This is a genomic window from Archangium sp., from assembly GCF_036388035.1.
Lineage (GTDB): Bacteria > Myxococcota > Myxococcia > Myxococcales > Myxococcaceae > Archangium.
In genome coordinates, this window is sequence record NZ_DASVSO010000198.1 from 1 (window position 1) to 23,389 (window position 23,389).

A 23,389-nucleotide genomic window follows, 5' to 3' on the forward strand; every position below is an offset into this window, starting at 1 on the left:
CCGGGCCGTGGACGAGGCGGGGGGCACCCTGGAGGTGGTGGAAGGGGCCGGGGCCAATTTCCACCACGCGCTTCCCCTGGTGGGAAAAGCCGTCCGCGCGTGGCTCAAGCTGCTGTCGGGCAAGTGACCGATGCCGTGTAACCCGTTGAATTCACGAAGATTCCTCGTCCCGGAGGGAACTTGCCCCCCGGGAGGGGTGTCGACCAGACTCGATTCAGACCCAATCGTTCCGCCGTTCGTTCGTATGGGTCGTCATAAGGAGCACCCATGCCCATGAAGCGATTGACCCTGGCCCTGGTGGCGCTGGCCCTGACGGTGACGGCGGGGGCCTGTGCGTCCCGCTCGGATTCGGACGGCTCCGAGGCGAAGGAGACGCCGGTCGTGGAGCCCTCGCGGCGGGACGTGGCCGAGGAGGAGCCCGGCGGCATCGTCGTGGACTTCAAGGACGGCACCACCAAGGCCGAGTTCGATGCCTGGGAGTCCGCCTGGGGGGTGGACCTCGAGTTCAACTCCGTGGAGGGCCAGCAGTCGGGCGTGACGATCGCCCGGGGCGTGGGGGACCTGGACGCGGTGCTCGCGCGCATCCGCCAGAACCCGGCCGTCGAGTCCGCCGAGCCGTTGATGACGTACTCGGTGCCGCCCGCGGAGGCGGCCGCGTCCGACCTCGAGGCCCCCAGCGAGGCGCCCAGCAAGGACGGCTACACCCCGAATGATCCGGAGTACCCCAAGCAGTGGAACCTCCGGATGATCCACATGCCGAAGGCCTGGGAGGAGAGCCGGGGCAAGGGCGTGGTGGTGGCGGTGCTGGACACGGGCATCGCCTACGAGGACCACGACGACTTCAAGCAGGTGCCGGACCTCAAGGGGGCGAAGTTCAAGACGGGCTACGACTTCGTCAACGACGACGAGCACGCCAATGACGACCACGGGCACGGCACGCACGTGGCGGGCACCATCGCCCAGGCGACCAACAACGGCCAGGGCGTGGCGGGCGTGGCCTTCGAGGCGACGCTGATGCCGGTGAAGGTGCTGAACCACTTCGGCTCCGGCACGTCGGCGGACATCGCCGACGCCATCCGCTTCGCGGCGGACAAGGGCGCCAAGGTCATCAACATGTCCCTGGGTGGCGGGGGCCACTCGAAGGTGATGGCGGACGCCGTGGAGTACGCCCGGAAGAAGGGCGTCACGGTGGTGGCGGCCGCGGGCAACGCCGGGCGCGCGCGGGTGGAGTTCCCGGCGGCCTACCCGGGCGCGGTGGCGGTGGCGGCGGTGGGCCCGGGTGGCACGCGCGCCCCGTACTCGTCCTATGGCAAGGAGCTGGACATCGCGGCCCCGGGTGGTGACAAGCGCCAGGGCGACGCGGGCGGCATCCTGCAGAACACCATCGACCCGCGCGATGTCTCGCGCTCCGTCTATGCCGCCTACCAGGGCACGAGCATGGCCACCCCGCACGTGGCGGCCGTGGCGGCGCTGCTGTACGCCGAGGGCGCCAAGGGGCCGGACGAGGTGGAGAAGGCCCTCTACGCGGGCGCGAAGCGGGTGGGCGGCCAGGCCTGGACGGAGGAGTACGGGCATGGGCTGCTGAACGCCGAGGCCTCGCTCGCGGCGCTCGGGGGTGGAGCCTCGCGCTGGCCGTCGCTGTGGTGGGCCCTGGCCCTGCTGGCGTTCGTGCTGCTGACGATGCGCGGGCGCGAGCGTCCGGGCTACTTCAACGTCCTCTTCCGTCCGAGCTTCTTCGTGCCGCTGCTGCTGGCCACGGTGGGCGTGTTCTTCGCGCGCTCGTGGTTCGGTGGGGCCTCGGGCGTGGCGGGGGACGTGGTGGACGCCGCCTACCTCCCCATCCCCGACTGGCAGCGCATCATCTTCGGCCGGGGCAAGATGGCCAACCCGCTCTTCTACAGCGCCCTCATCCCCCTGCTGCTGTCCTTCCTGGCCATCAAGTTCCAGGGGCTGCGCGGGGCCATCGGCGGGCTGTCGCTGGGCTTCGCGGGCTTCCTCGCCTACGCCGCCTGGGCCAAGGCGCCCGCGCTGGCGTGGCTGCCCTTCTCGTTCCTCGCCATGCCCTGGCTGGTGGTCAATACCTTCATCTGCCTCATCATCGCGCGGGCCATGCTGCGCAAGGAGACGGCGGTATGAAGCTGACCGGCCGCGTGGTGTTCCTCGACATCGAGACGGGCGTCTGGGTGCTGGAAGGTGACGACGGGCGCACCTACCAGCTCGCCGGAGGAGACCGGAAGCTCAAGAAGGACGGCCAGCGCGTGGAGGTCCACGGTGACGTGGCCCGCGACATGCTGACCGCCGCCATGGTGGGCCCCGTCTTCACCGTGGCCTCCTACACTTTCCTCTGAGTCAGCGGTGCGGCCCTCCCGTGGGGGGCCGCACCATCCGTTGCAGCAGGTGCTCGAGGGACTTCGTCGGGTCCTCGCACAGCCCCGTGTGGACGGGGCCCGTCTGGATCATCGTGCTGCGGGGCGCCACCAACCAGTGGAAGCGCTCCTTCTGCGGCAGCTGTCCGATGGGCCCCGCCGCCTTGCCCCCCGTGCAGATGCGCGGGATGGACTCCAGGTGGCTCCGGATCAGCTCCACGTCAGCGTCCGGCGCGAGCGCCAGCAGGCGCCGCTCGTCCAGCTCCACCCGGGCCTCCAGGTAGCGGCGGGTGAGGCAGTAGAGGATGACGCCCGCGTTGATGAACTCCTCGCGATCCACGCGCGGGACGACGCGCACGACGGCGTAATCAAAGCTGGGTCCGGGCACGCCGCGCCTCCTCGAGGAACGCCGGCGCCGCCTCCAGGCGCTTCAGCAGGTACTCGGCATAGGCCGCCCGGTGCTCCGCCGCCGTGGCGAAGCGGGGCTCGGCTCCGGCTCCCAGCCAGCTCTCCGGGACGCACCCGACGGCGTGGTGGATGAGGTCCGCCGTCAGCCGCTGGCGCAGGCTCGCCTCCGCCTCGGGCAGCGCCGAGGCCCAGGGCAGCAGCACGTGATCCTTGATCGCCGGGAAGCGGCTCTGGCTGCGCTCCAGGTAGTCGTCCCACGCGTGGTGGAAGTACAGGGACGCGCCGTGGTCGATGAGCCACAGGTTCTTGTGCCAGCTCAAGAGGTTCGGGTTCTTCGGCGTGCGGTCCACGTTCGTCACGTAGGCGTCGAAGCACACGATGGCCGAGGCCTCCGCCGCCTCCGGTGCCGGGCCCACCGTCGGGTCGAAGGTGATGGAGCCCGGCAGGTAGTCCATGCCCAGGTTGAGCCCCGCGCTCGCCTTGAGCAGATCGCGAATCTCTCCGTCCGGCTCGGCGCGGCCCAGGACCGGATCCAGCTCCACCAGCACCAGCTCCGGTACCCGCAGGCCCAGCGCCCGCGCCAGCTCGCCCGAGATGATCTCGGCGACGAGCGCCTTAGTTCCCTGGCCCGCCCCCCGGAACTTCAGGACGTACAGGCCCGAGTCCTCCGCCTCGACGATGGCCGGCAGCGAGCCCCCCTCGCGCAGCGGTGTCACGTAGCGTGTCGCGGTGATTGTTCTCACGCGTCCATCCTCATTCCGGCCCTCTTCCCGGGCAAGAGGGGACAGCCCCCCTCAGGGAACATCGCGCCTCTTCTGTCGGGACTGTCTCGCTCGCTCCTGGACGTACGCCTCGATCGGCACCTCGCCCCGGCGGGCGCGCAGCCGGAGCTGGTACAGGGCCTCGCGCTCGGCGTGCAGTGCGTCCGGTGCGTCCTTGGGCACGGGGGACAGCTGGTATTGCTGGTCGATCTTGCTCAGCTGGATGCCGCGCGTGTCCAGGAGCACGTAGGCCCCCAGCGACAGCGCCGCGGCGAACATCCAGGGGGTCGCCCGCCGCAGGAGGTTGGGAAGAGGTTCCACCCGGACCGGTCCCTCCGGGGCCTCCAGGACTTCCGGGCGGGGAGGGCCCCCGAGCAGGTTCGGGAAGTGGCGCGCCCCGGCCAGCAACCCCCAGAGCACTCCATTGCCCACGAGCGCGATCATCAAGAGGGCCAGCAACTCCCGCGAGCTGGGGGTCTGCGGGGACTCGATGTCCTTGGCGACGAAGAACAGCACCGTGGACACGATGTTGTTGGCCGCGTGCGCGAGGATGCCCGGCCACAGCGAGCCGGTGCGCAGCAGCAGCCAGCCGAACAGGAGGCCCAGCTCCATGCGCGCGAGGAAGCCCACTGGATCCAGGTGGAAGAGGCTGAAGACGACCGCGGAGATGACGAGCGCGTGGTGGGAGCGGCCTCCCGGTGCCTTCAGCCCCTGGAACAAGATGCCCCGGAAGAAGAACTCCTCGCACACCGGGGCCCCGAGGCTCACGCTCGCCACGATGAGGGCCAGCTCCACCGGCGTCTGCCCGCGGAAGATGCTCGCCATGTCGTAGATCTGCTGCCACGACTTGGGGAGCACCGACTGGGAGACGTACTGCACGGGCGCGACGATGGCGAAGAAGTTGACCACGCCCAGGATGAACCCGAAAGCAGCCGGTGCGAGGCTCGGGACGGACAGGCCCGTGTAGCGCACCGGCTCCCTCTCGGTGATGCGCAGCACGTACCAGCCCAGGCCGAAGAACACGAAGATCTCGGTGAACCAGATGCCGAAGGCCACGTTGAAGGGCTGCACCGCGAGCCCGACCACCAGGAAGGCCATGAAGACGACGCCCGTGGCGACCACGGCCACGGTACGGGGGTCGACCCAGGAGGTCCGAGGGGGGCTGGGGGTGACTTCTTCCACCGGCGTTCTCCGGCTGCGAGGAGGGGCGTTCGAAACACGAGGCGCTGGAGTGAGGCGCTCCTATAATGCCCGGACTTTGATGCGCTTCCCGCGACGAACACCAGGCTGGATGCAGACCGTGGGGCGACTTGTTCTCCGAGGGGCGGGCCCGTGCGTGGTGCTGCTGGCGGCGGGGACGGCGTCCGCGTCCGCGTTCCAGCTCGAGGCTCGCACCGAGGCGCAGGTGTACCAGATCCGCGCCTGGAGGGGCGCGTCTCCCGAGGAGCCGGTGCTGCTGCCGCGCCGGCGCATCGTCCAGTACCTGGGGCTCACCGGGTACGAGCTCGTCACCGGGCAGGACGTGGGCTTCGAGTCCAGCCTGCGTCTCTTCGCGGACTTCGGCCTGCCGCGCGGCGAGGCGGCGAAGGTGGATGGGCTCCGCTCGGAGGAGGCGGACCTGCTCTACGCCTTCGTCCGGTACGGGGGGAAGGGCTTCGAGGGGCGGCTGGGGCGGCAGGTCTACGGAGACGTGTCGGACCTCCTGGTCTTCGATGGAGCGCGGGTGCGCTACGTGAGCCGGCTGGGGCTCGGGGCCGAGGCGTACGGGGGGCTGTGGGTGAAGGGGGCGGGGTTCCTGGCCTCGTCGGTGTACCAGCCCGAGGGGACGCGGGAGAGCGATGAGCGGCGGCTCGAGCAGGGCGTGCCCGGGGCGGACCCGACGCTGACGGCCCCCGAGCCGGTGTACGGCGCGAAGCTGCTGCTGGAGGACCTGAAGGGCGTGTCCGCCGCGCTGGGCTATCGCCGGGCGCTGGTGCTGGGGAAGACGGACCTCGAGCGCGCGACGCTGGAGGCCCGCTATGGGCGGGGGCTCGGGCTGGGCGCGGTGGCGGGGGTGGACTTCGACCTGTTGCGGATGCGGCTCGCGCAGGCCCGGGCGCAGGTGCGGTGGGATGGGGAGCGGCTGGCGGTGAGCGGCGAGGCGCTGCGGCTCTCACCTGTCTTCTCCGCGGACTCCATCTGGTACTGGTTCGCCTTCGCCCCGAGGGACGAGGCACGGGTGCGCGTGGACTTCTTCCCGCGAGGCCCGCTGCGCTACTACGCGCAGGGCGTGGCGAGCCTGTACCACACGGAGCTCAACAGCAGCCTGCGGCTGGCGGAGGCGGCGCGGGAGCCCGGGGGGCCCCCGTCCTCCACCGCGGGAGGCTCGGCGGGCGCGGCGCTGCGGTGGGGCCGCTTCCGCTCGGCGCTGGACGTGTCGTACCGGCGGGGCTTCGGGGGCTCGCAGCTCTGGACGGACCTCACCGCCGGCTATGGCTTCGGTGAGGGGCGCTTCAGCCTGGATGGGCGGCTCTCCGTGGCGCGCATCGATGACGCGTTCAACCCGCTGCTGGCGGGCGAGTTCTTCGGCGCGCAGGTGTGGGCCAGCCAGGTGCTGACCCGAGCGGCGCGCGTGTCCCTGGTGCTCGAGCAGAACGTGAACCCGTTCACCCGCTGGGACTCCAAGGTGTTCTTCCTCTTCGACCTGAAGGCGAGCCTGTAATGGACCGCCGGTACCGCACAGCCCTGGGGCTGCTCGTCCTGTCCTTCGTGGCGGCTGGAATCACCTGGGCGGCCACGGGGCGCGAGCGCAGCCTCGCCGTCTACCCGGCCCAGCACATCCCGCTGCGCTTCGACCACAAGCAGCACCTGGAGGCGGGCGCCGAGTGCGTCACCTGCCACGACGCGGCGCGTGCGAGTGGCTCGGTGAAGGACCGCAACCTCCCGGGCCACGAGGAGTGCGAGTCCTGCCACGACATCGAGGCGGCGCGGAAGGGTGAGAAGACGGACCCGGCGGCGAGCTGCGGCACGTGCCACCCGGGGTTCGATCCCACGGTGCGCCTGGCGCCAGCGAAGGTGGACGTGCCGACCGCCAACCTGCTCTTCAGCCACAAGGTGCACGTGGACAAGAAGGTGCCGTGCACGACGTGCCATGGCGCCATGACGGACGTGCAGCTCGCCTCGCGGCAGCAGCTGCCGAAGATGGCCACCTGCTTCGAGTGCCATGACGGCAACGTGGCCTCCAAGGCGTGCGGCACCTGCCACCCGACGCAGGCCTCGGGGCGGTTGCAGCTCACGTTCCCCTCGGGGGTGCTGCGGCCGATGCAGGGCAACCCGCTGGGGATGGACCACGGGCCCCGGTACGAGTTCAACCACGGCAGCCGGGCCTCGGTGGATCGGCAGACGTGCCTGTCGTGCCACGCGGAGTCCTACTGCCAGACGTGCCACGACGCCCTGCAGAAGCCGCTGTCGGTGCACCCCAACGACTACCTCACGCTGCACCCGGTGCAGGCGCGGCAGGACTCCACGCGCTGCTCGAGCTGCCACCGCATGCAGTCCTTCTGTGCCGCGTGCCACGAGCGCACGGGGGTGGGGATGGACGCGGATCGCTCGCTGCGCCCGCGCAACGTGAAGATCCACCCGGACTACAACACCTGGGTCGAGGTGCCGGGGCCCCAGCACCACGGTGTCATGGCCTCGCGAGACCTCCAGTCGTGCGTGTCCTGCCACCGCGAGGAGTCCTGCATGAGCTGCCACTCGGCGCGCTCGGAGCGCCGGCAGGTGAACCCGCACCCGGATGGGTTCGGCGTGGCGTGCAAGCGGCTGGCGGCGGCCAACGACAGGCCCTGCCTCAAGTGCCACACCGAGACGAGCCTGGCGCAGAAGGGGTGTCGCTGATGCGCCGGTTGTTGCTCGTGGGCCTGCTGGGGAGCGCCGCGTGCCTGGAGCCGGGCGATCCGTTCCTCGCCGCGCGCGACACGGCTCCCCCCGAGGTGGTGTCCACCGAGCCGGGCGCTGGAGGCACGCTGCCCTTGGACGGCACGCTGCGAATTCTCTTCTCCGAGACGATGGACGCGCGCACGCTGCGCCCGGGCATCGCCGTCTTCGAGGGCCGGGCGGAGGTGCCCCTCGTGCTGACGGTGCCGCCCGACGTGGACGAGGACATCGAGCGCGGGGACGTGCCCTACACCGTCACCGTGAGCGCAGAGGCGGGGGCCTTCGAGCCGGGCACGGCCTACACGCTGGTGATGCGCACCTCGCTGACGGACTTCGAGGGCAATGCGCTCCCGCGCGAGGTCCGGGTGCCCTTCCGTACAGCGCCGTGAAGCCCGCCCTCTCCCCGAGGAGGGGAGAGGGGAGGTGGCTCACTGGTGGCGCAGGTAGCGGCGGATCTCCTCGGCGAACTGCTTGGCCGCCGCCACGTCGGGCGCCGTGGGCCCCAGCTTCAGCTTCTTGTCCTCCTCGACGAGGTAGCGCTGGTCCAGCATGTACGTCACCGCGTTCTCCAGCGTCACCTTGGCGAGGGACTCGGCCGCGGTGATGCGCCCCGAGAGGTACTCGGCCCGGCCCAGCTCCAGCGCCTGCTTCACGAAGGACTTCCGGTCCTGCGCCGCGCCCGTGGGCACCTCCTGCAGCGTCAGGGTGGCGATCAGGTAGGCCTCCAGGTAGTCGCGCAGCAGGTCCGACAGGAACTCCAGCTCGGGGCGCGCGTGCGGCTCGGGAGCCACGCTGAGGGTGTCTCCCTGGTGCAGCATCAGTCCCATCCGCACCAGCCGCTCCACCACCTCCGTGAAGATGGTGTCGAAGCTCGCGCCCACCCGGTAGATGAACTCCACCTTGAAGAGCCGGGACAGCCACAGGGCCCGGGCCTTCACCTCGTCAAATGACGCTGGCGCCCCCACGAGCAGCGCGTTGGCCACGAGGCTGCGCGCCGCCACCAGGTTCATCAGCGTGTTCTTGTAGAAGGACATCTCGCCGCGGCGGTTGTCCTCGGCGTGGTAGATGACCTCGCCGCGCGCCGTCTGGGTGCGCACCATCTCGTCGGAGCAGAACGTGCGCATGGCGTCCTGGATGGGACCCATGGCCTCGGGGTTGCTCGGCGAGTTCACCATCGTCTTGGAGAGGGGAGCGTTCTCCTCCTCGGCGATGCGGCGCAGGATGGTGATGCGATCCGTCAGCTCGCGGCTCGTCATGCCGCGCCGGCGGTGGGACAGCAGGGCCGCGCTCACCAGCGCGTGCGGCGTCACCGTGGACACCTTGCTGATGCCGTACATCATCCGGTTGCCCAGTGCCCGGACCAGGCCCTTCTTCTGCTCGTCCGAGATGGGCTGGCCCGGGTTGAGCCCGCGGCTCTTCATCAGCTCCACGAGCGACTGGGGCTCGTCGAAGGTGAGGTGGATGCGGCCGTAGCGCGCGGCCAGCACCTTGGGGGTGCTCAGCAGGGCCTTGAGGTCCTCCGGCTTCTTCTCGCCGCCAGCCAGCTCCTTCGAGTAGCTGCCGCCCTCGACCACCTTCTCGTAGTCGATGGACACGGGCACGAAGAGCAGATCATTGCGCGCGCCCTCGAGCACGGCCTCCACCTGCCAGGTGAACATGCCCAGCTTGGGCTGCAGCAGCTTGCCGGTGCGCGAGCGGCCGCCCTCGGGGAAGAACTCCTGGTGCACGCCGTCGTGCACGAGCTTCTTCACGTAGGACTTGAAGGACGCGGCGTACACCTTGTCGTCCTTGAAGGAGCGGCGCAGGAAGAAGGCACCGCAGCGGCGGAGGATGGGCCCGAGCGGCCAGAAGGAGAGGTTGGCGCCCGCGGCCACCAGTGGCACCGCGTAGCCGCGGTTCCAGAGGATCCAGCTCATCACCAGGTAGTCCACGTGGCTCTTGTGCGAGGGGCACAGCACCAGGGGGGCCTTGCTGGCGGCCTTCAGGGCCCGGTTGAGTCCCGCCTCGTCCACCTCGATGCCGTCGTAGATGCGGTTGAACACCCACGCCAGCACCGGGGCGACGAAGGCCAGCGTCGTGGGGCTGGGCTTGGCGGCGATGGCGTCCAGGTTGCGCCGGGACTGGCGCAGCACGCTCTCGGTGCGGCGGTTGCTCTCGGCGGCCACCGCGTCCAGCGACTTGCGCAGGGTCCGGTCCCGCATCGTCTCGTCGATGATGCGGTCGGTGGACTTCACCGGCGGCCCGAAGACGGCACGCGTCTCACGGGCGAGGTGGTGGTTGAGGGCGCTGCGCACCTTGCGCGCGATGACCTCGTCCGAGTCCTCGGCGTTCTCCTCGATGAAGCGCTTGAGGTCGATGGGCTCGCCCACGCGGAACTGCGCGCGGCGGTAGTTGCGGAAGAAGGCCACCATCGAGTGCACGAAGCCGGGGGCGTCCGGGCTGCCGAAGACGTGGTCCAGGAGGCTCGGCTTGATGCGGGAGGTGCGCTTCTCCCAGACGAAGAGCTCCGGCACCAGGTAGACGGTGCGGTCGCTCTTGCGCGCCATGGCCACCAGGGAGGGGAAGGGGTTCTCCTCGATGTCCTTGCCCGCGGCGCTCAGCAGGGCCGTCTTCCTGAGGAAGATGAGGCCGCTGCCGGCCTGGCGCCGGGCGTAGGTGAAGCGCACGTCGAAGTCGCCCCGCTGCGCCGTCTGGCGGAAGGGGCGGGTGAACCAGGGCCGCAGGTTCACCACCGCCCGCACGGGGGGCAGGGCCCGGCGCACCATGGCCCAGGCGAGGTAGAGGAAGTTGATCCACGCCGTGGTGCGCATGACGTGCACCACGAAGCCCTTGGCGTGGAGCGAGCGCAGCTCGTCCTCCGCCTCGGCGGGGAAGCGGATCCCATCGAAGTAACGCTGTCCGAGCACCCGGGAGATGGGGCCGAACTCTTCCTTCAGTGCCTCGTTGGGACTGGCGGCCTGAATCAATGAGGTGTCCACGTGCTGCCCCCCTTTTTCCACGAGTGCCTCGTTACATGTTCTCAGGAGTAGCGATGCCGAGCAGCGACAAGCCGGCCGCCAGGGCCGCCCGCGTCGCATCCGTCAGTGCCAACCGCGCCGCCTTCAAGGGCTCGTTGTCCTCCACGAGCACCCGCTTGCTGCGATCCTGGTTGCCCAGCGTGTAGTAGCGGCTGAACTCGGCGGCCAGGTCCAGCAGCCACCGCGCCACGAAGCTCGGCTCGAGCTGCTCGGCCGCCTCCTGGACCACCACCGGAAGCCGGGCGATGGCGCGCAGCACCGCCTGCTCCTCGGGCAGGGTGAGCAGCGACGCCTCATACGAGGCCGGAGCCCCGCCCCCCTTGCGCAGGACATTTCTGGTCCGCGCGTGGGCGTACTGGAGGTACGGGCCGGTATGACCCTCGAAGGCGAGGACGTCGTCCCAATCGAAGGTGTAGTCGGTGGCCCGGCGGTTCTTCAGGTCGCCGAAGACGATGGCACCCAGGCCGATCTGCTCGGCGAGCTTCTCCGGATCGTCCGTCTGCATCTTCCCCGCCTGGATGTTCTCCTGCACCTTCTCCAGGGCGCGGGACTTCGCCTCGTCCAGCACGTCGTTGAGGAGCACCACCGTGCCCTTGCGCGTGCTCATGCCGTGCACACGGCCGAAGTTGACGTGCGTCATCCGCTTGGACCACTCGCGGCCCATGGCCTCGAGCACCCGGAAGAGCTGCCGGAAGTGCAGCGACTGGTCGGTGGCCACCACGTAGAGCGACTTCTCGAAGTGGAAGCGCTCGTGCCGGTCGATGGCCGCCGCGAGATCCCTCGTGGCGTAGAGCGTGCTGCCGTCGTTCTTCTTGAGCAGCACCGGCGGCTCGTTCTCCGCGTAGGGCAGGTCCACGATGGTGGCGCCCTCGGAGTCCTTGACGCCGGGCCTGCGGGCGATCTCGTCGATCACCGGGTCCATCTTGCCCTGGTAGAAGCTCTCGCCCTCCATGTGCTCGAACTTGACGCCGAGCCGGGCGTAGATGCGCTCGAAGTCGCGCAGGGACGTCTCGCGGAACTCCTTCCACAGCGCGAGCGCCTCGGGCTCCCCGGCCTCCATGCGGCGGAAGAAGTCACGGGCGCGCTCGTCGAAGGCGGGCTCCGCCTCCGCGCGCTTGTTGGCCTTGACGTACACCTCCACCAGGTGGGCCATCTCCGTGCGGCGCGCCGGGTCCCCGTACTCCTGGAAGCCCACGGCCACGAGGCCGAACTGCTTGCCCCAGTCGCCCAGGTAGTTGATGCCCTCGACCTTGTAGCCGAGCGCCCGGTGCAGGTTGGCCATGCCGTGGCCGATCACCGTCGAGCGGATGTGGTGGAAGGCGATGGGCTTGGCGATGTTGGGCGAGGAGTAGTCGATGACCACCGTCTTGCCGGCACCCACGTCGCCGCCGCCGTAGCGCACGCCCTGCGAGCGCGCCGTGTCGATGACCTCGGCGGTGAAGGGCATGGCCGCGAACTTCGCGTTGACGTAGGGGCCGGCGGCCACCACCTCCAGGCCGGGGACCTTCAGGCCCTGGGCGAGCGCGGCGGCGATGGCCGGCGGCGCCTTCTTCTGGGCCTTGGCCAGGGGGAAGGTGGGGAAGGACAGGTCGCCGTGGGCCGGGTCGGCCGGCTTGACCTGCGAGTCGATCTCGGAGGCGGGCACGCCCAGGGACTGGGCGAGCGCCTCGACGAAAGCGGTCCGATAGCGGGTGTAGACGGAAGGAGTCATTGGATCGGCGCGGATACTAAGCCAAGCCGCGACGTATTCCGCGCACCTTCTGTCAACGCATCGAGTCGGAGCGGCCTTTCAGGTCACGGCCGGGTTGCGGCGGCTCGGACGGACCACGGCGGCCACGGTGTCCAGCAGCCGGGGCAGTTGCAGTGGCTTCTCGAAAAATCCGTCGATACGGTCCAGACCCTGGCCGGCGCCGAGGGTGGAGACGTCGCTGGCGCCGGAGATGATGTAGACGGCCACGTCCGCGAGCGACTCGTTGCCGCGGATGAAGCGCAGCACGGAGCGCCCGTCCTCCTCGCTCAGCCGCAGGTCCAACAGCACCATGGCCGGGCGGATGTGCGAGAGGATGGAGCGCGCCTCGGCGGCGCCCGAGGTGGACATCACCCGGTAGCCCTCCTGCTCGAGCACCTGCTGGAGCACCTCGCGGCAGTCCGCGTCGTCCTCGACCAGGAGGATGCCACCGGCGCGAGGACCGGCCTGGGCCGCGTCCGGGGCGCTGACGGCGCCGGCGAACATGGGCAGCACCAGCTGGAAGGAGGTGCCCTCGCCCAGGGTGCTGGAGGCCTCCACGCGGCCGCCGTGGAGCGCCATGATCTTGGCCACCAGGGGCAGGCCGAGGCTGCGGCCCTGCCCGCGGGTGCCGCCATCGGGCCGGTGGAAGGGATCGAAGACGTGCTCGAGATCCTCGTTGCCGAGGCCCGGCCCGCTGTCCTTCACGGTGAGCAGGGCGAGCCCGTCCTCGACGGAGACGCGCAGCTCCACGGTGTCATCGGCCTCGCAGCGGTGGATGCCGGCCTCCACGAGGTTCTGGATGGCCTCGGCGATGCGCTCGCGATCACCCCGGACGAAGACCTCGCCGGAGGCGGGCAGGGTGAGCTGCACCTTGGCCTGCTCGGCCACGGGGGTGAGGGTGCGGATGACCTCCTCGGCCACGGACTTGAGGCCGAAGGGGCGCTGGTTGAGCTGCATCTTCCCGGCCTGGAGGCGGGACATGAGCAGCAGATCATTCACCATGCGCAGCATGCGGTCGGCGCTGCGGTCGCACACCTGCACCGCGCGGCGCTGGGGATCCGAGAGGCCCCCGAGCTTCTCGCGGCCCATCATGGCCAGGTAGGCCTTGATGGTGGTGAGGGGGTTCTTCAGGTCGTGCGAGACGTTGCCGAGCAGCTCGTCGCGGCTCTGCTCCAGGGCCTTGAGGCCGGCGATGGCCGTCTGCAGGTCCTTGTTGCGCCGGGCGCTGTCGTCGCGCAGGCGGGCCACCTCGTAGGAGGCGGAGAGCTGGCCGGCGAGCGCCGAGAGCATGGAGTCGGAGACCTGCCGGCGCGGGGCGAGGATGGCGAGCACGCCGCTGACGCCCTGGGGGCTGTCGAGCGGCACGGCGACGGTCTCCTCATCGCGCAGGATGGCCTTCTCGGCGAAGGCGCGGCCCACCAGGCCCTGCTCGGGGGTGGCGGCGGTGATGCGATCGTCGTAGCGGCCGCGCACGTGCTCCACGTGGAGCTGGTTGCGCGAGGGCTCGAAGCGCGCCACGTAGCAGGCCTTGGCCTGCATGAGGCCGTGGATGATCTGCAGTTGCGAGCGGAGGGCCTCGGTGGGGCCGGCGCTGGAGGAGATGTGCTGGGACATCTCCACCAGGGCGCGCTCGGCGGCCTCGGTCTCCAGGGGAGGCTGGGGCTTGACGGTGCGCCGGGTGGGCTTCTTCACCTCGGGACGGAGGGTGACGACCTCAGCCAGATGCGGAACCTTTTTCTTCGGCACGGAGCGACCTCGGCAACAGGGGGCGGCGCGCTGGAGCCCGTCCACATGGGGAGCGACGCGTGCGCCTCTCGGAGCCGATCCTGCGTCACTCGGGGCCGGGCTGGAAACCAAACCCGGCACCTCCCCCCAACAGGGGCGCCCGCAGGACAATTGCCCTGTCCGGTGGATGACACAGGGAGGGAGCAAGGGACCTGACCCGCTGGGTTCTGGAGGGCTCCCGCGCCCCGAGGCCCTCTCTCCGTGGGAGAGGGGACGGACGGGGCGTCACACACGACCTGGGAGGCTCAGGCGCGGCGCTGCACCAGGCCGTTGCCGTCGAGGAAGTAGGGCTCGGCCATGGCGGCCTCCACGTTCTCGCGGTAGCCCTGGACGCCGAAGCCGCTCTCCTGGAGCGCCCCGAGGGCGGCCGTCTGCACGCGGCGGGCGATCTCCTTGTTGGCGAGGAGCTTGAGGATGGGCTCGCGCGCCGGCTCGTACTTCAGGGGGCCGAGGGCCTTGAGGGCGGCGAGCTTCACCTCGTCCGACATGTCCTCGAGGTAGGGCAGCACCGTGGGGGCGATGCGCGGGTCGGCCTTGCCGGTGACGTAGTGGAGCAGGACCACCAGCTTCTCGGAGTTGCGCATGTACTTGCCGCTGAGCTCGGCGAGCATGTCCACGGCGATGGTGGTGACCTCGGGCTGGGGCACGAGCGCCTCGAGGATGCGCAGGGCCCAGGAGGTGGCCGCCTCGTTCTTGCGCAGGAAGTCGGTGACGGGGCCCATGGCGTCCTTGCCGAAGCCCTTGATGAACTCGAAGACGAGCTCCTTCTCGTCCGCGTCCGTGGTGAGGGGCTCCACGGTGATGTTGTAGCGCTGCAGCAGGACGCCGACGGCCTCGGGGAACTTCATCTCCCCGAGCTGTTGGAGGGCCTTCTGGCGGGTGGTGGGGTCCCCGTACTTCTGGGTCACCTTGGACTTGAGCTTGAGGGCTTTCTCGGGGCCGGAACCACCGCCGAGGAAATCGAAGATGCCCATGAGGAAGAGTGCTCCGCGAGTGGATACGAGTTCTTGGGCGCCGTGTAGGACGCGGCGCAACCTAACGCAAGAAGGTTGGATGGCCAGTGGCCGGCCGTGGATTTAGAGCTGCAGCGCGCCCCGGACATCTGTCTGGTAGGACCGGGCGAGCGCCTCGGCGGCCTTGCGGGCCTCCTGGGAGGGCTGCTCGGGCACCTTCACCTGGAGGGTGAGGTAGAAGTCTCCCGTGGGCCCGCCCTTGAGGGAGGGAGCGCCCCGGCCCCGGAGCCGCATGCGGCGGCCGGACTGGGAGCCCTCGGGCACCTTCACCGTCACCTCGCCCTGGAAGGTGGGCACGCGCACCTCGGCGCCGAGCATGGCCTCGCTCACCGTCACCGGCAGGTCCATGTAGAGATCGTCGCCCTCGCGGCGCACGAGGGGATGATCCGCCACGATCGTCTCGATGTAGAGGTCCCCCGGGGGGCCACCCCGCGAGCCCGCCGCCCCCTGGCCGGACAGCCGGATCTTCGAGCCCGTCTGGACGCCGGCGGGGATCTTCACGGTGAGGCGCGTCGTCTCCTCCACCACGCCCGAGCCCCGGCAGGAAGTGCAGGGGGGCGCGGTGCGGCCCGTGCCGCGGCAGGCGGGGCACATGCCGCTCGAGGACATGCCGAGCGCGCCGCTGCGACGCACCCTGCCCGTTCCGCCGCAGGTGGCGCAGGTGGTTGGAGTCCCCACCTCACCCGAGCCCTGGCAGCGCTGGCAGCGGCCGGGGCGCTGGAGGGAGATGGCGCGCTCGGCGCCGGAGAGCGCGTCCTTGAAGCTGAGCGAGAGGGTGGCGGTGATGTCCTCGCCCGCCGCGGGACCGGCGGGACTGGGGGGACGGGCTCCGGCGCCAGCACGTCCGAACATGTCGCTGACGTCCTGGCCGGCGCCGGCGCGGTTGAAGAGATCGAAGAGATCGCCCAGGTCGAAGTCGACGCCACCGCCACCGCCGCCCCCACCGCCGAACGGCATGCCGCCACCGGCCGACTGAGCGGCCCTGTAGGCCCGGACCTGCTCGGCCTTCTTCTCGTCGAAGCCGATCTTGGCGGCCTCCGCGCCGAACTCGTCGTAGAGCTTGCGCTTCTTCTCGTCCGAGAGGACCTCGAAGGCCGAGTTGACCTGCTTGAACTTCTCCTCGGCCGCCTTGTTCCCCGGGTTGACGTCCGGGTGGTACTGCCGAGCGAGCTTGCGGAAGGCCTTCTTGATGTCGTCGGCTGAGGCCGTCCGGGACACGCCGAGAATCTGGTAGTAGTCGTCCGCCATGGGGTTTACCGCCCTCCAACTGCAAGAACGTAACCTGCCACGGGGCGATCGCCAGCACGGCGTGTGAGCTTCGCTCCGGATGTATAAAGTGGCCGGAGGATGAGAGAGGGCATGGGCGTACCGCGCCGACGAGGAGCGAGAACCGGGTGGGTGGTGGGCTGGCTCGCGCTGATGCCGGTGGCTGCCGCTTGGACGGCCGCTCCCGAGGCCCCCTCCCAGGAAGCCCCGGCGGCCGAGGGTCGCCTGGTGGATCGGGTGGTGGCCGTCATCGAGAATCAGGTGCTCACCCTGAGCGAGCTGGAGTTCGAGAGCCGGGTGGCGCTCGTCCAGCGAGGGGGCGTGCGAGCGGCCGATGCGCGGCTCGACGAGCAGACGCTCCGCAACGCGCTGGAGCTGGCCATCAACCAGCGGCTGCTGGTGGCGGGGGCGGACCGGCTCCAGGCCTTCCAGGCGGAGCGCTCGGAGGTGGAGGCGCGGCTGAAGGCGTTCCGTGAGCGCTTCGAGAGCGAGCCCGCACTGCTGGCCTTCCTGGCCCGGCACGAGGCGGACCTGGACCAACTCACCGCGGTGCTGGAGCGGGGCGTGCGGGCCGAGCGCATTTTGGACAGCCGGATCCGGCTGCGGGCCCAGGTGAGCGAGGCGGACGTGCGGCGGTACTGGGAGCAGCACAAGGGGACGGTGGGGGGGCCGTACGAGTCGGTGCGGGACGCCCTCCGGGAGAAGCTGGTCCGGGAGCGCTACGGCGAGCTCGCGAAGGATGCGTTCAAGCAGGTGCGGGAGAGCGCCCGGGTACGGCGGGTGGCGCCCTTCGCGCGGGAGGCGCGACCATGAGGCGGATGCGGGAGGAGCCCCGTCCGATGGAGAGGGCGGGGGAGGGGACGCCCTTCGTGATCCGGCGGATGACGCGCGAGGACCTGCCGGCGGTGATGGAGCTGGAGAAGGCCTCGTTCCGCAACCCCTGGTCGTTCGAGCTGCTGCAGCGCGAGCTGAACCACGACTGGTCCGTCATCTTCCTCCTGGAGGAGCCGCTGCCGGAGGGAGGCCGCCGCTTGCTGGGCATCTCCATCTTCTGGATCGTCCACGACGAGGTCCATGTGCTGAACGTGGCCACGGCGCCGGAGCACCGACGGCGCGGGGTGGGGCGCAGGCTGATGGAGGCCACCCTGGCCGAGGGGCAAGCGCGCAAGTGCTGCCTGGCGACGTTGGAAGTGCGCCGGAGCAACGAGCCTGCGATACAGCTCTACAAGTCGTTCGGCTTCCGCCAGGTAGGCGTGCGGCCGAACTACTATGTGGGCGAGGGTGAGGCTCCCGAGGACGCGATCGTGATGGTCCTCGACTTCTAGCGGCTGGGAGGGTAGAGGAGCGAGCCTGCCGTCCGAATGTAGGAATGGACCCCCATGCTGCCCCCGGTTGCAATGCCGTGGGCCGGCAGTGCTTGACATGGGGTGTCCCCTCCCTATACTCGCGGCCCTTTTTCAAGCGCTTTTGTAGGTTTGTATGCGCCCCCGGGGACACCCACCCGGGGTTATTCGGGAAGGAAGAGAAGCTCAGTGCCAACCATCAGTCAGCTGGTCCGCAGGGGCCGCGAGAAGTTGAACATCAAGGGCAAGAGCCCCGCTCTGAAGGAGTGCCCTCAGAAGCGTGGTGTCTGCACCCGCGTGTACACCACCACTCCGAAGAAGCCGAACTCGGCGCTCCGCAAGGTCGCGCGTGTTCGTCTGACGAACGGGATCGAGGTCACCTCGTACATCCCCGGCGTGGGTCACAACCTCCAGGAGCACTCGGTGGTGATGATCCGCGGCGGCCGTGTGAAGGATCTCCCGGGCGTTCGCTACCACATCATCCGCGGCACGCTGGACTCCGTGGGCGTGGCGGGCCGCAAGCAGAGCCGTTCCAAGTACGGCGCCAAGCGCCCGAGCTGATTCGGGTCGATCACCTTCGCTTCTAGTTTCAGGCCGCTTACCCCGCACCCTGGGGAGCGCGCCTTGATTTCGAAAACGCAGCAGAAGCCCCTCCTAAGACTCCCGGGTGCATGGGAGTGGGGCGTAAGGGACAGAAAGCAATGCCTCGTCGTCGCGTAGTAGCCAAGCGCAAGATCCTTCCCGATCCGAAGTTCCAGGACCGTCTCGTCACGAAGTTCGTGAACGACCTGATGCGCAAGGGGAACAAGTCCATCGCCGAGCGGGTGTGCTACGGCGCCTTCTCCGTCATCGAAGAGCGTGCGAAGGAGGACCCCCTCAAGACCTTCAAGAAGGCCTTGGACAACGTCAAGCCGGTGCTCGAGGTGAAGAGCCGCCGCGTCGGTGGCGCCACCTACCAGGTTCCCGTCGAGGTCCGTCAGGACCGCCGCGTGGCCCTGGGCATGCGCTGGATCATCACCTACGCCAAGGCGCGTGGTGAGAAGACGATGATGGAGAAGCTGGCCGGCGAGATCATGGACGCCGCCAACAACCGCGGCAACGCGGTGAAGAAGCGCGAGGACACGCACAAGATGGCCGAGGCCAACAAGGCCTTCGCCCACTACCGCTGGTAGTTCTTGGCGTCTTGAAGTGCCCGACACCCGGATGCGGCCTCCCGCGTCCGGGTGTTGCAGGTCTTTGACATCCGTTTCCGTTGATTCGTGGTTGGAGGGGGCTTTCGCCCCGTCCCGTTCTGGAGAGGTTGAGGGAAAATGCCTCGCGAGTACCCGCTCGAGCGCTATCGCAACATCGGCATCATGGCGCACATCGATGCCGGCAAGACCACGACCACGGAACGGATCCTGTTCTACACGGGAGCCATCCACAAGATGGGCGAGGTGCATGAAGGCACCACGACCACGGACTGGATGGTGCAGGAGCGCGAGCGCGGCATCACGATCACCTCGGCCGCCATCACCGCCTTCTGGACCCGGAGCGATCAGAAGTACCGCATCAACATCATCGACACGCCAGGCCACGTGGACTTCACCATCGAGGTGGAGCGCTCGCTGCGCGTGCTGGACGGGGCCATTGCCGTCTTCGACGCGGTGAACGGTGTCGAGCCCCAGTCCGAGACGGTCTGGCGGCAGGCGGACAAGTACAAGGTCCCCCGCATCTGCTTCATCAACAAGATGGACCGGGTGGGCGCGGACTACGCGATGTCCGTGGGCACCATCCGCGAGAAGCTGGGCGCGCGTCCGGTGCGCCTGCAGCTCCCGCTGGGCAGCGAGGACAAGCACCGCGGCGTCATCGACCTGGTGCGGATGAAGGCCCTCGTCTTCCACGACTCGGAGCAGGGCAGCCGCTTCGACGTGGTGGACATCCCCGAGGAGTTCCGCGAGGAGGCCGACGCGGCCCGGAGCGAGCTCGTCGAGACGGCCGCCGAGCAGGACGACGCGCTCACCGAGAAGTTCCTCGAGGGCAAGGAGCTCACCGAGGAGGAGATCCGCGGCGCCATCCGCAAGGGGTGCCTGGGGCTGAAGATCTTCCCCGTGTTCTGTGGCTCGGCCTTCAAGCACAAGGGCGTGCAGCCGCTGCTGGACGCGGTGGTGGACTACCTGCCCAACCCGCTGGAAGTGCCGCCGGTGCACGGCAAGAGCCCCAAGGGCGCGGACGAGACGCGCGAGACGAACGACAAGGCGCCCTTCAGCGCCCTGGTCTTCAAGATCATGAATGACCCGTCGTTCCAGTCCCAGACGCTGACGTTCCTGCGCATCTACTCCGGGAAGCTGGAGGCGGGGAGCGCGGCGTGGAACTCGGTGAAGGGCAAGCGCGAGCGCATCAGCCGGCTGGTGCAGATGCGCGCGGACAAGAAGGACGAGGTCCAGGAGTGCTACGCCGGTGACATCTGCGCGGTGGTGGGCCTGAAGCTGGCCACCACGGGCGACACGCTCTGCGACGACAAGCACCCCATCATCCTGGAGCGGATGGAGTTCCCCGAGCCCGTCATCGACGTGGCCATCGAGCCGAAGTCCACGGCGGACCAGGACAAGATCATCACGAGCCTGGCGCGCCTGGCGATGGAGGACCCGTCGTTCCGCGTGAGGACGAACGAGGAGACGGGGCAGACACTCATCGCCGGCATGGGCGAGTTGCACCTGGAGATCATCGTCGACCGGCTCCTGCGCGAGTTCAAGGTCGACGCCAACGTGGGCAAGCCCCAGGTGGCCTACCGCGAGACGATCACCAAGCCGGTGCAGACCGAGGGCAAGTACATCCGCCAGACGGGTGGCAAGGGCATGTACGGCCACATCAACCTGCGGGTGGCGCCCAACGAGCCGGGTGGCGGCTTCGTCTTCGAGGACAAGGTGGTCGGCGGGGTGGTGACGAAGGAGTTCGTGGACGCGGTGAAGCAGGGCGTCTCCGAGGCCATGCAGAGCGGCCCCATCGCGGGCTACCCGATGCTGGACGTGAAGGTCGAGGCCTACGACGGATCCATGCACGACGTGGACTCGAACGAGATGGCCTTCAAGATCGCCGGCTCCATGGCCTTCCGGGACGCCGTGCGCACGGCGGACCCCGTGCTCCTCGAGCCCATCATGGACTGCGAGATCGTCACCCCGGATGACTTCATGGGCGACGTCATCGGCGACCTGAATGGCCGCCGAGGGAAGATCCTGGGGATGGACCCCAGGCCGGGCGGCGTGCAGGCCATCCACGCGCAGGTGCCGCTCGCCAAGATGTTTGGGTACTCGACCGACCTGCGCAGCCGCAGCCAGGGAAGAGCCACCTACACCATGCGGTTCAGCCACTACGCGCCCGCACCAAAGGACGTGCTGAACCGGTGATCGCTCCGCCTTCTTGGAGAGGGAGCGAGCGATTTAGGTTGACGTTTGTGCAGGTTTGGAGCAGGACGCAGCACCTTTCCCCGATTCGCCGGCAAGCCGGCTTCGTGAGGAGCAGCGATGAGTAAGGAAAAGTTCGACAGAAGTTTGCCCCACGTCAACATCGGCACCATCGGTCACGTTGACCACGGCAAGACGTCCCTCACGGCGGCCATCACCAAGGTGCTGGCGAAGACGGGCGGCGCGACCTTCCTCGCGTACGACCAGATCGACAAGGCCCCCGAGGAGCGCGAGCGCGGTATCACCATCTCCACGGCGCACGTGGAGTACAAGACGAAGAACCGTCACTACGCGCACGTGGACTGCCCCGGTCACGCCGACTACGTGAAGAACATGATCACGGGCGCGGCGCAGATGGACGGCGCCATCCTCGTGGTGTCGGCCGCCGACGGTCCGATGCCCCAGACGCGCGAGCACATCCTGCTCGCCCGCCAGGTCGGCGTCCCCTACATCGTGGTCTTCCTGAACAAGGTCGACATGCTGGACGACCCCGAGCTGCGTGAGCTCGTGGAGATGGAAGTCCGCGACCTGCTCAAGAAGTACGACTTCCCCGGCGACTCCATCCCCATCGTCCCGGGCTCGGCCCTCAAGGCGCTCGAGGGGGACACCTCGGAGATCGGCGAGCAGTCCATCCTCAAGCTGATGGAGGCGGTGGACAGCTACATCCCCACCCCGGTGCGCGCCACCGACAAGCCCTTCCTGATGCCGGTGGAGGACGTGTTCTCCATCGCCGGCCGTGGCACGGTGGCCACCGGCCGCGTGGAGCGCGGCATCATCAAGGTGGGCGAGGAAGTCGAGGTCGTCGGTCTGCGTCCGACGCAGAAGACGGTCGTCACGGGCGTGGAGATGTTCCGCAAGCTGCTGGACGAGGGCCGGGCGGGCGACAACATCGGCGCGCTGGTGCGTGGTCTGAAGCGTGAGGACCTCGAGCGCGGCCAGGTTCTGTCCAAGCCGGGCAGCATCACGCCGCACACGAAGTTCAAGGCCCAGATCTACGTGCTGTCGAAGGAGGAGGGTGGCCGCCACACTCCGTTCTTCAAGGGCTACCGCCCGCAGTTCTACTTCCGCACCACGGACGTGACGGGCACGGTGAAGCTGCCCGACAACGTCGAGATGGTGATGCCGGGCGACAACATCGCCATCGAGGTGGAGCTCATCACCCCCGTGGCCATGGAGAAGGAACTGCGCTTCGCTGTTCGCGAGGGTGGCCGTACCGTGGGCGCCGGCGTCGTGGCCGAGATCATCGCCTAGTTGGCTGGCGGGCTTCGGGCCCGCCCCAGCTAGTGGTTAACCCCGAGGGGGAGCTGTGCTAAGCAGCTTTCCCCTCGTGCCTATCGAGTCAAGCCATGCCCAGAGGTAATCGCAGCATCATTTCGCTCGAGTGCACGCAGTGCAAGGAGCGGAACTACTACACGACGAAGAACAAGCGGAAGAGCCAGGACAAGCTCGAGCTGAGCAAGTACTGCCCCCGCGACCGGAAGCATACCGTCCATAAGGAAGGTAAGGTCTAGTTCAGTTGTTGTGGTCCGGTGTTCTTTAGGCCAGTAGCTCCAACGGTAGAGCAGCGGTCTCCAAATCCGCGTGTTGGGGGTTCGAATCCCTCCTGGCCTGCCAGTTGTTAGTTGCAGGGACCCCCGGTACCCACGTACCGGGGGTCCCTGTGTTTTCAGTACCAGGTAGCGCTCAGTCAGCGAGGAACCATGGCAGCGGCATCCGAGGCCAGCCAGCAGGCGAACCGTTCGGGGATGGACCCGAAGCGGCTCGTCGTCATCTTCTACCTCATCGCGGGTCTCATCTTCGCGCTCTTCCTGGAGCACGTCTGCGGCCTCATCTGGGCTCGGGCGGGGTGGAGCGATCCCACCGTCATCGAGGGCGTCGACTGGCAGGTCTCCACCCTGGTGGGCTTCCTGTTGGCCGCGGGTCTCGTGGTGGGTGCCTACCTGCACCCCAAGACGCACGGCCTCTCGCTGGAGGTCGCCTCCGAGCTGATGAAGGTCACCTGGCCTTCCTGGGCGGAGACCAAGGCGTCGACCGTGGCGGTCATCGTCGCCTCCGTGGTGGCGGCCGTCCTGCTCTTCTTCATCGACACCCTCGCCTACAACCTTATGGTTGAGTGGATACCCGCCATCTGGGGGAAGCTGTAATGGCGATGAAATGGTACGTGGTCCACACCTACTCGAACTTCGAGAACCAGGCGAAGAAGAGCCTCGAGGAGAAGATCCGCCTCGAGGGTCTGCAGGACCTGTTCGGAGAAATCCTCATCCCGATGGAGCAGGTCGTCGAGATGGTGAAGGGCGAGAAGAGGACGTCCAAGCGTAAGTTCTTCCCGGGCTACATCTTCGT

At 68.8% G+C, this 23,389-nt stretch carries 22 protein-coding genes and 1 tRNA gene; 15 read left to right on the plus strand and 8 right to left on the minus strand.

Annotated elements, in window-relative coordinates:
- Positions 1–267: 267 nt before the first annotated feature.
- Together VF697_RS08715 and VF697_RS08720 are read left to right on the plus strand one after the other, a co-directional pair.
- The gene (locus tag VF697_RS08715) at positions 268–2,136 is read left to right on the plus strand and encodes a S8 family serine peptidase (protein ID WP_331093177.1); all 1,869 of its coding nucleotides are present in this window, start codon (positions 268–270) and stop codon (positions 2,134–2,136) included.
- Positions 2,133–2,348, plus strand: coding sequence for a DUF5818 domain-containing protein (locus VF697_RS08720; RefSeq protein WP_331093180.1), 216 nt, complete (start codon positions 2,133–2,135; stop codon positions 2,346–2,348). The genes VF697_RS08715 and VF697_RS08720 overlap by 4 nt, the downstream gene beginning before the upstream one ends.
- Position 2,349: 1 nt before the next feature.
- Here the strand turns inward: VF697_RS08720 and VF697_RS08725 are convergent, their stop codons facing one another.
- From VF697_RS08725 to VF697_RS08735, 3 genes are read right to left on the minus strand one after another with little or no spacing between them, the layout of a single operon-like run.
- Positions 2,350–2,754: a DUF3037 domain-containing protein gene (locus VF697_RS08725; RefSeq protein ID WP_331093182.1), complete on the minus strand. Its 405-nt coding sequence runs from the start codon at positions 2,752–2,754 to the stop codon at positions 2,350–2,352.
- A complete protein-coding gene (locus tag VF697_RS08730; protein WP_331093184.1) occupies positions 2,735–3,517 on the minus strand; it encodes a HipA family kinase in 783 nt (260 codons plus the stop codon). Before VF697_RS08730 ends, VF697_RS08725 begins: the two co-directional genes overlap by 20 nt.
- A 51-nt stretch (positions 3,518–3,568) precedes the next feature.
- The gene (locus VF697_RS08735) at positions 3,569–4,717 is read right to left on the minus strand and encodes a type II CAAX prenyl endopeptidase Rce1 family protein (RefSeq protein WP_414641260.1); all 1,149 of its coding nucleotides are present in this window, start codon (positions 4,715–4,717) and stop codon (positions 3,569–3,571) included.
- Between the two features lie 109 nt (positions 4,718–4,826).
- Between VF697_RS08735 and VF697_RS08740 the strand changes: the two genes are divergently transcribed.
- The 3 genes from VF697_RS08740 to VF697_RS08750 are packed head-to-tail and all read left to right on the plus strand — an operon-like array spanning position 4,827 to position 7,839.
- Entirely contained in the window at positions 4,827–6,236 is a 1,410-nt protein-coding gene (locus tag VF697_RS08740) for a hypothetical protein (protein ID WP_414641261.1), read from the plus strand.
- The gene (locus VF697_RS08745) at positions 6,236–7,411 is read left to right on the plus strand and encodes a cytochrome c3 family protein (RefSeq protein ID WP_331093190.1); all 1,176 of its coding nucleotides are present in this window, start codon (positions 6,236–6,238) and stop codon (positions 7,409–7,411) included. The genes VF697_RS08740 and VF697_RS08745 overlap by 1 nt, the downstream gene beginning before the upstream one ends.
- A complete protein-coding gene (locus VF697_RS08750; protein WP_331093192.1) occupies positions 7,411–7,839 on the plus strand; it encodes an Ig-like domain-containing protein in 429 nt (142 codons plus the stop codon). Before VF697_RS08745 ends, VF697_RS08750 begins: the two co-directional genes overlap by 1 nt.
- A gap of 39 nt (positions 7,840–7,878) precedes the next feature.
- Here VF697_RS08750 and VF697_RS08755 read toward each other — a convergent pair whose 3' ends face one another.
- The 5 genes from VF697_RS08755 to VF697_RS08775 form a co-directional block, all read right to left on the minus strand.
- Positions 7,879–10,428: a 1-acyl-sn-glycerol-3-phosphate acyltransferase gene (locus VF697_RS08755; RefSeq protein ID WP_331093194.1), complete on the minus strand. Its 2,550-nt coding sequence runs from the start codon at positions 10,426–10,428 to the stop codon at positions 7,879–7,881.
- A gap of 31 nt (positions 10,429–10,459) precedes the next feature.
- A complete protein-coding gene (gene argS / locus VF697_RS08760) occupies positions 10,460–12,178 on the minus strand; it encodes an arginine--tRNA ligase (RefSeq protein WP_331093195.1) in 1,719 nt (572 codons plus the stop codon).
- Positions 12,179–12,256: 78 nt separating this feature from the next.
- Entirely contained in the window at positions 12,257–13,942 is a 1,686-nt protein-coding gene (locus tag VF697_RS08765; protein ID WP_331093197.1) for a hybrid sensor histidine kinase/response regulator, read from the minus strand.
- A gap of 284 nt (positions 13,943–14,226) precedes the next feature.
- Positions 14,227–14,955, minus strand: a complete 729-nt coding sequence (locus VF697_RS08770) for a HEAT repeat domain-containing protein (RefSeq protein WP_331093199.1) — start codon at positions 14,953–14,955, stop codon at positions 14,227–14,229.
- Between the two features lie 102 nt (positions 14,956–15,057).
- A complete protein-coding gene (locus VF697_RS08775) occupies positions 15,058–16,242 on the minus strand; it encodes a J domain-containing protein (RefSeq protein ID WP_331093201.1) in 1,185 nt (394 codons plus the stop codon).
- Between the two features lie 150 nt (positions 16,243–16,392).
- On the opposite strand from VF697_RS08775, the gene VF697_RS08780 reads away from it, so the two are divergent.
- The 10 genes from VF697_RS08780 to VF697_RS08825 form a co-directional block, all read left to right on the plus strand.
- Positions 16,393–17,073, plus strand: a complete 681-nt coding sequence (locus VF697_RS08780; protein WP_414641262.1) for a hypothetical protein — start codon at positions 16,393–16,395, stop codon at positions 17,071–17,073.
- Entirely contained in the window at positions 17,070–17,585 is a 516-nt protein-coding gene (rimI, locus tag VF697_RS08785) for a ribosomal protein S18-alanine N-acetyltransferase (RefSeq protein ID WP_331093205.1), read from the plus strand. The genes VF697_RS08780 and rimI overlap by 4 nt, the downstream gene beginning before the upstream one ends.
- 207 nt (positions 17,586–17,792) lie before the next feature.
- Positions 17,793–18,164: a 30S ribosomal protein S12 gene (gene rpsL, locus VF697_RS08790; RefSeq protein ID WP_331093207.1), complete on the plus strand. Its 372-nt coding sequence runs from the start codon at positions 17,793–17,795 to the stop codon at positions 18,162–18,164.
- Between the two features lie 140 nt (positions 18,165–18,304).
- Positions 18,305–18,775, plus strand: a complete 471-nt coding sequence (gene rpsG, locus VF697_RS08795) for a 30S ribosomal protein S7 (RefSeq protein WP_309895005.1) — start codon at positions 18,305–18,307, stop codon at positions 18,773–18,775.
- 138 nt (positions 18,776–18,913) lie between these two features.
- The gene (fusA, locus tag VF697_RS08800; protein WP_331093211.1) at positions 18,914–20,989 is read left to right on the plus strand and encodes an elongation factor G; all 2,076 of its coding nucleotides are present in this window, start codon (positions 18,914–18,916) and stop codon (positions 20,987–20,989) included.
- Between the two features lie 117 nt (positions 20,990–21,106).
- On the plus strand, positions 21,107–22,297 hold the full coding sequence (gene tuf, locus VF697_RS08805) for an elongation factor Tu (protein WP_331093213.1): 1,191 nt from the start codon (positions 21,107–21,109) through the stop codon (positions 22,295–22,297).
- A 95-nt stretch (positions 22,298–22,392) separates the two neighbouring features.
- Positions 22,393–22,557: a 50S ribosomal protein L33 gene (gene rpmG, locus VF697_RS08810; protein ID WP_331093215.1), complete on the plus strand. Its 165-nt coding sequence runs from the start codon at positions 22,393–22,395 to the stop codon at positions 22,555–22,557.
- A 27-nt stretch (positions 22,558–22,584) separates the two neighbouring features.
- Positions 22,585–22,660, plus strand: a tRNA-Trp gene (locus tag VF697_RS08815).
- 86 nt (positions 22,661–22,746) lie between these two features.
- The gene (secE, locus tag VF697_RS08820) at positions 22,747–23,190 is read left to right on the plus strand and encodes a preprotein translocase subunit SecE (protein WP_331093217.1); all 444 of its coding nucleotides are present in this window, start codon (positions 22,747–22,749) and stop codon (positions 23,188–23,190) included.
- Positions 23,190–23,389, plus strand: a 200-nt coding sequence (locus tag VF697_RS08825; protein WP_331093219.1) for a transcription termination/antitermination NusG family protein, incomplete at its 3' end; no start/stop codon positions are given. The genes secE and VF697_RS08825, both read left to right, overlap by 1 nt.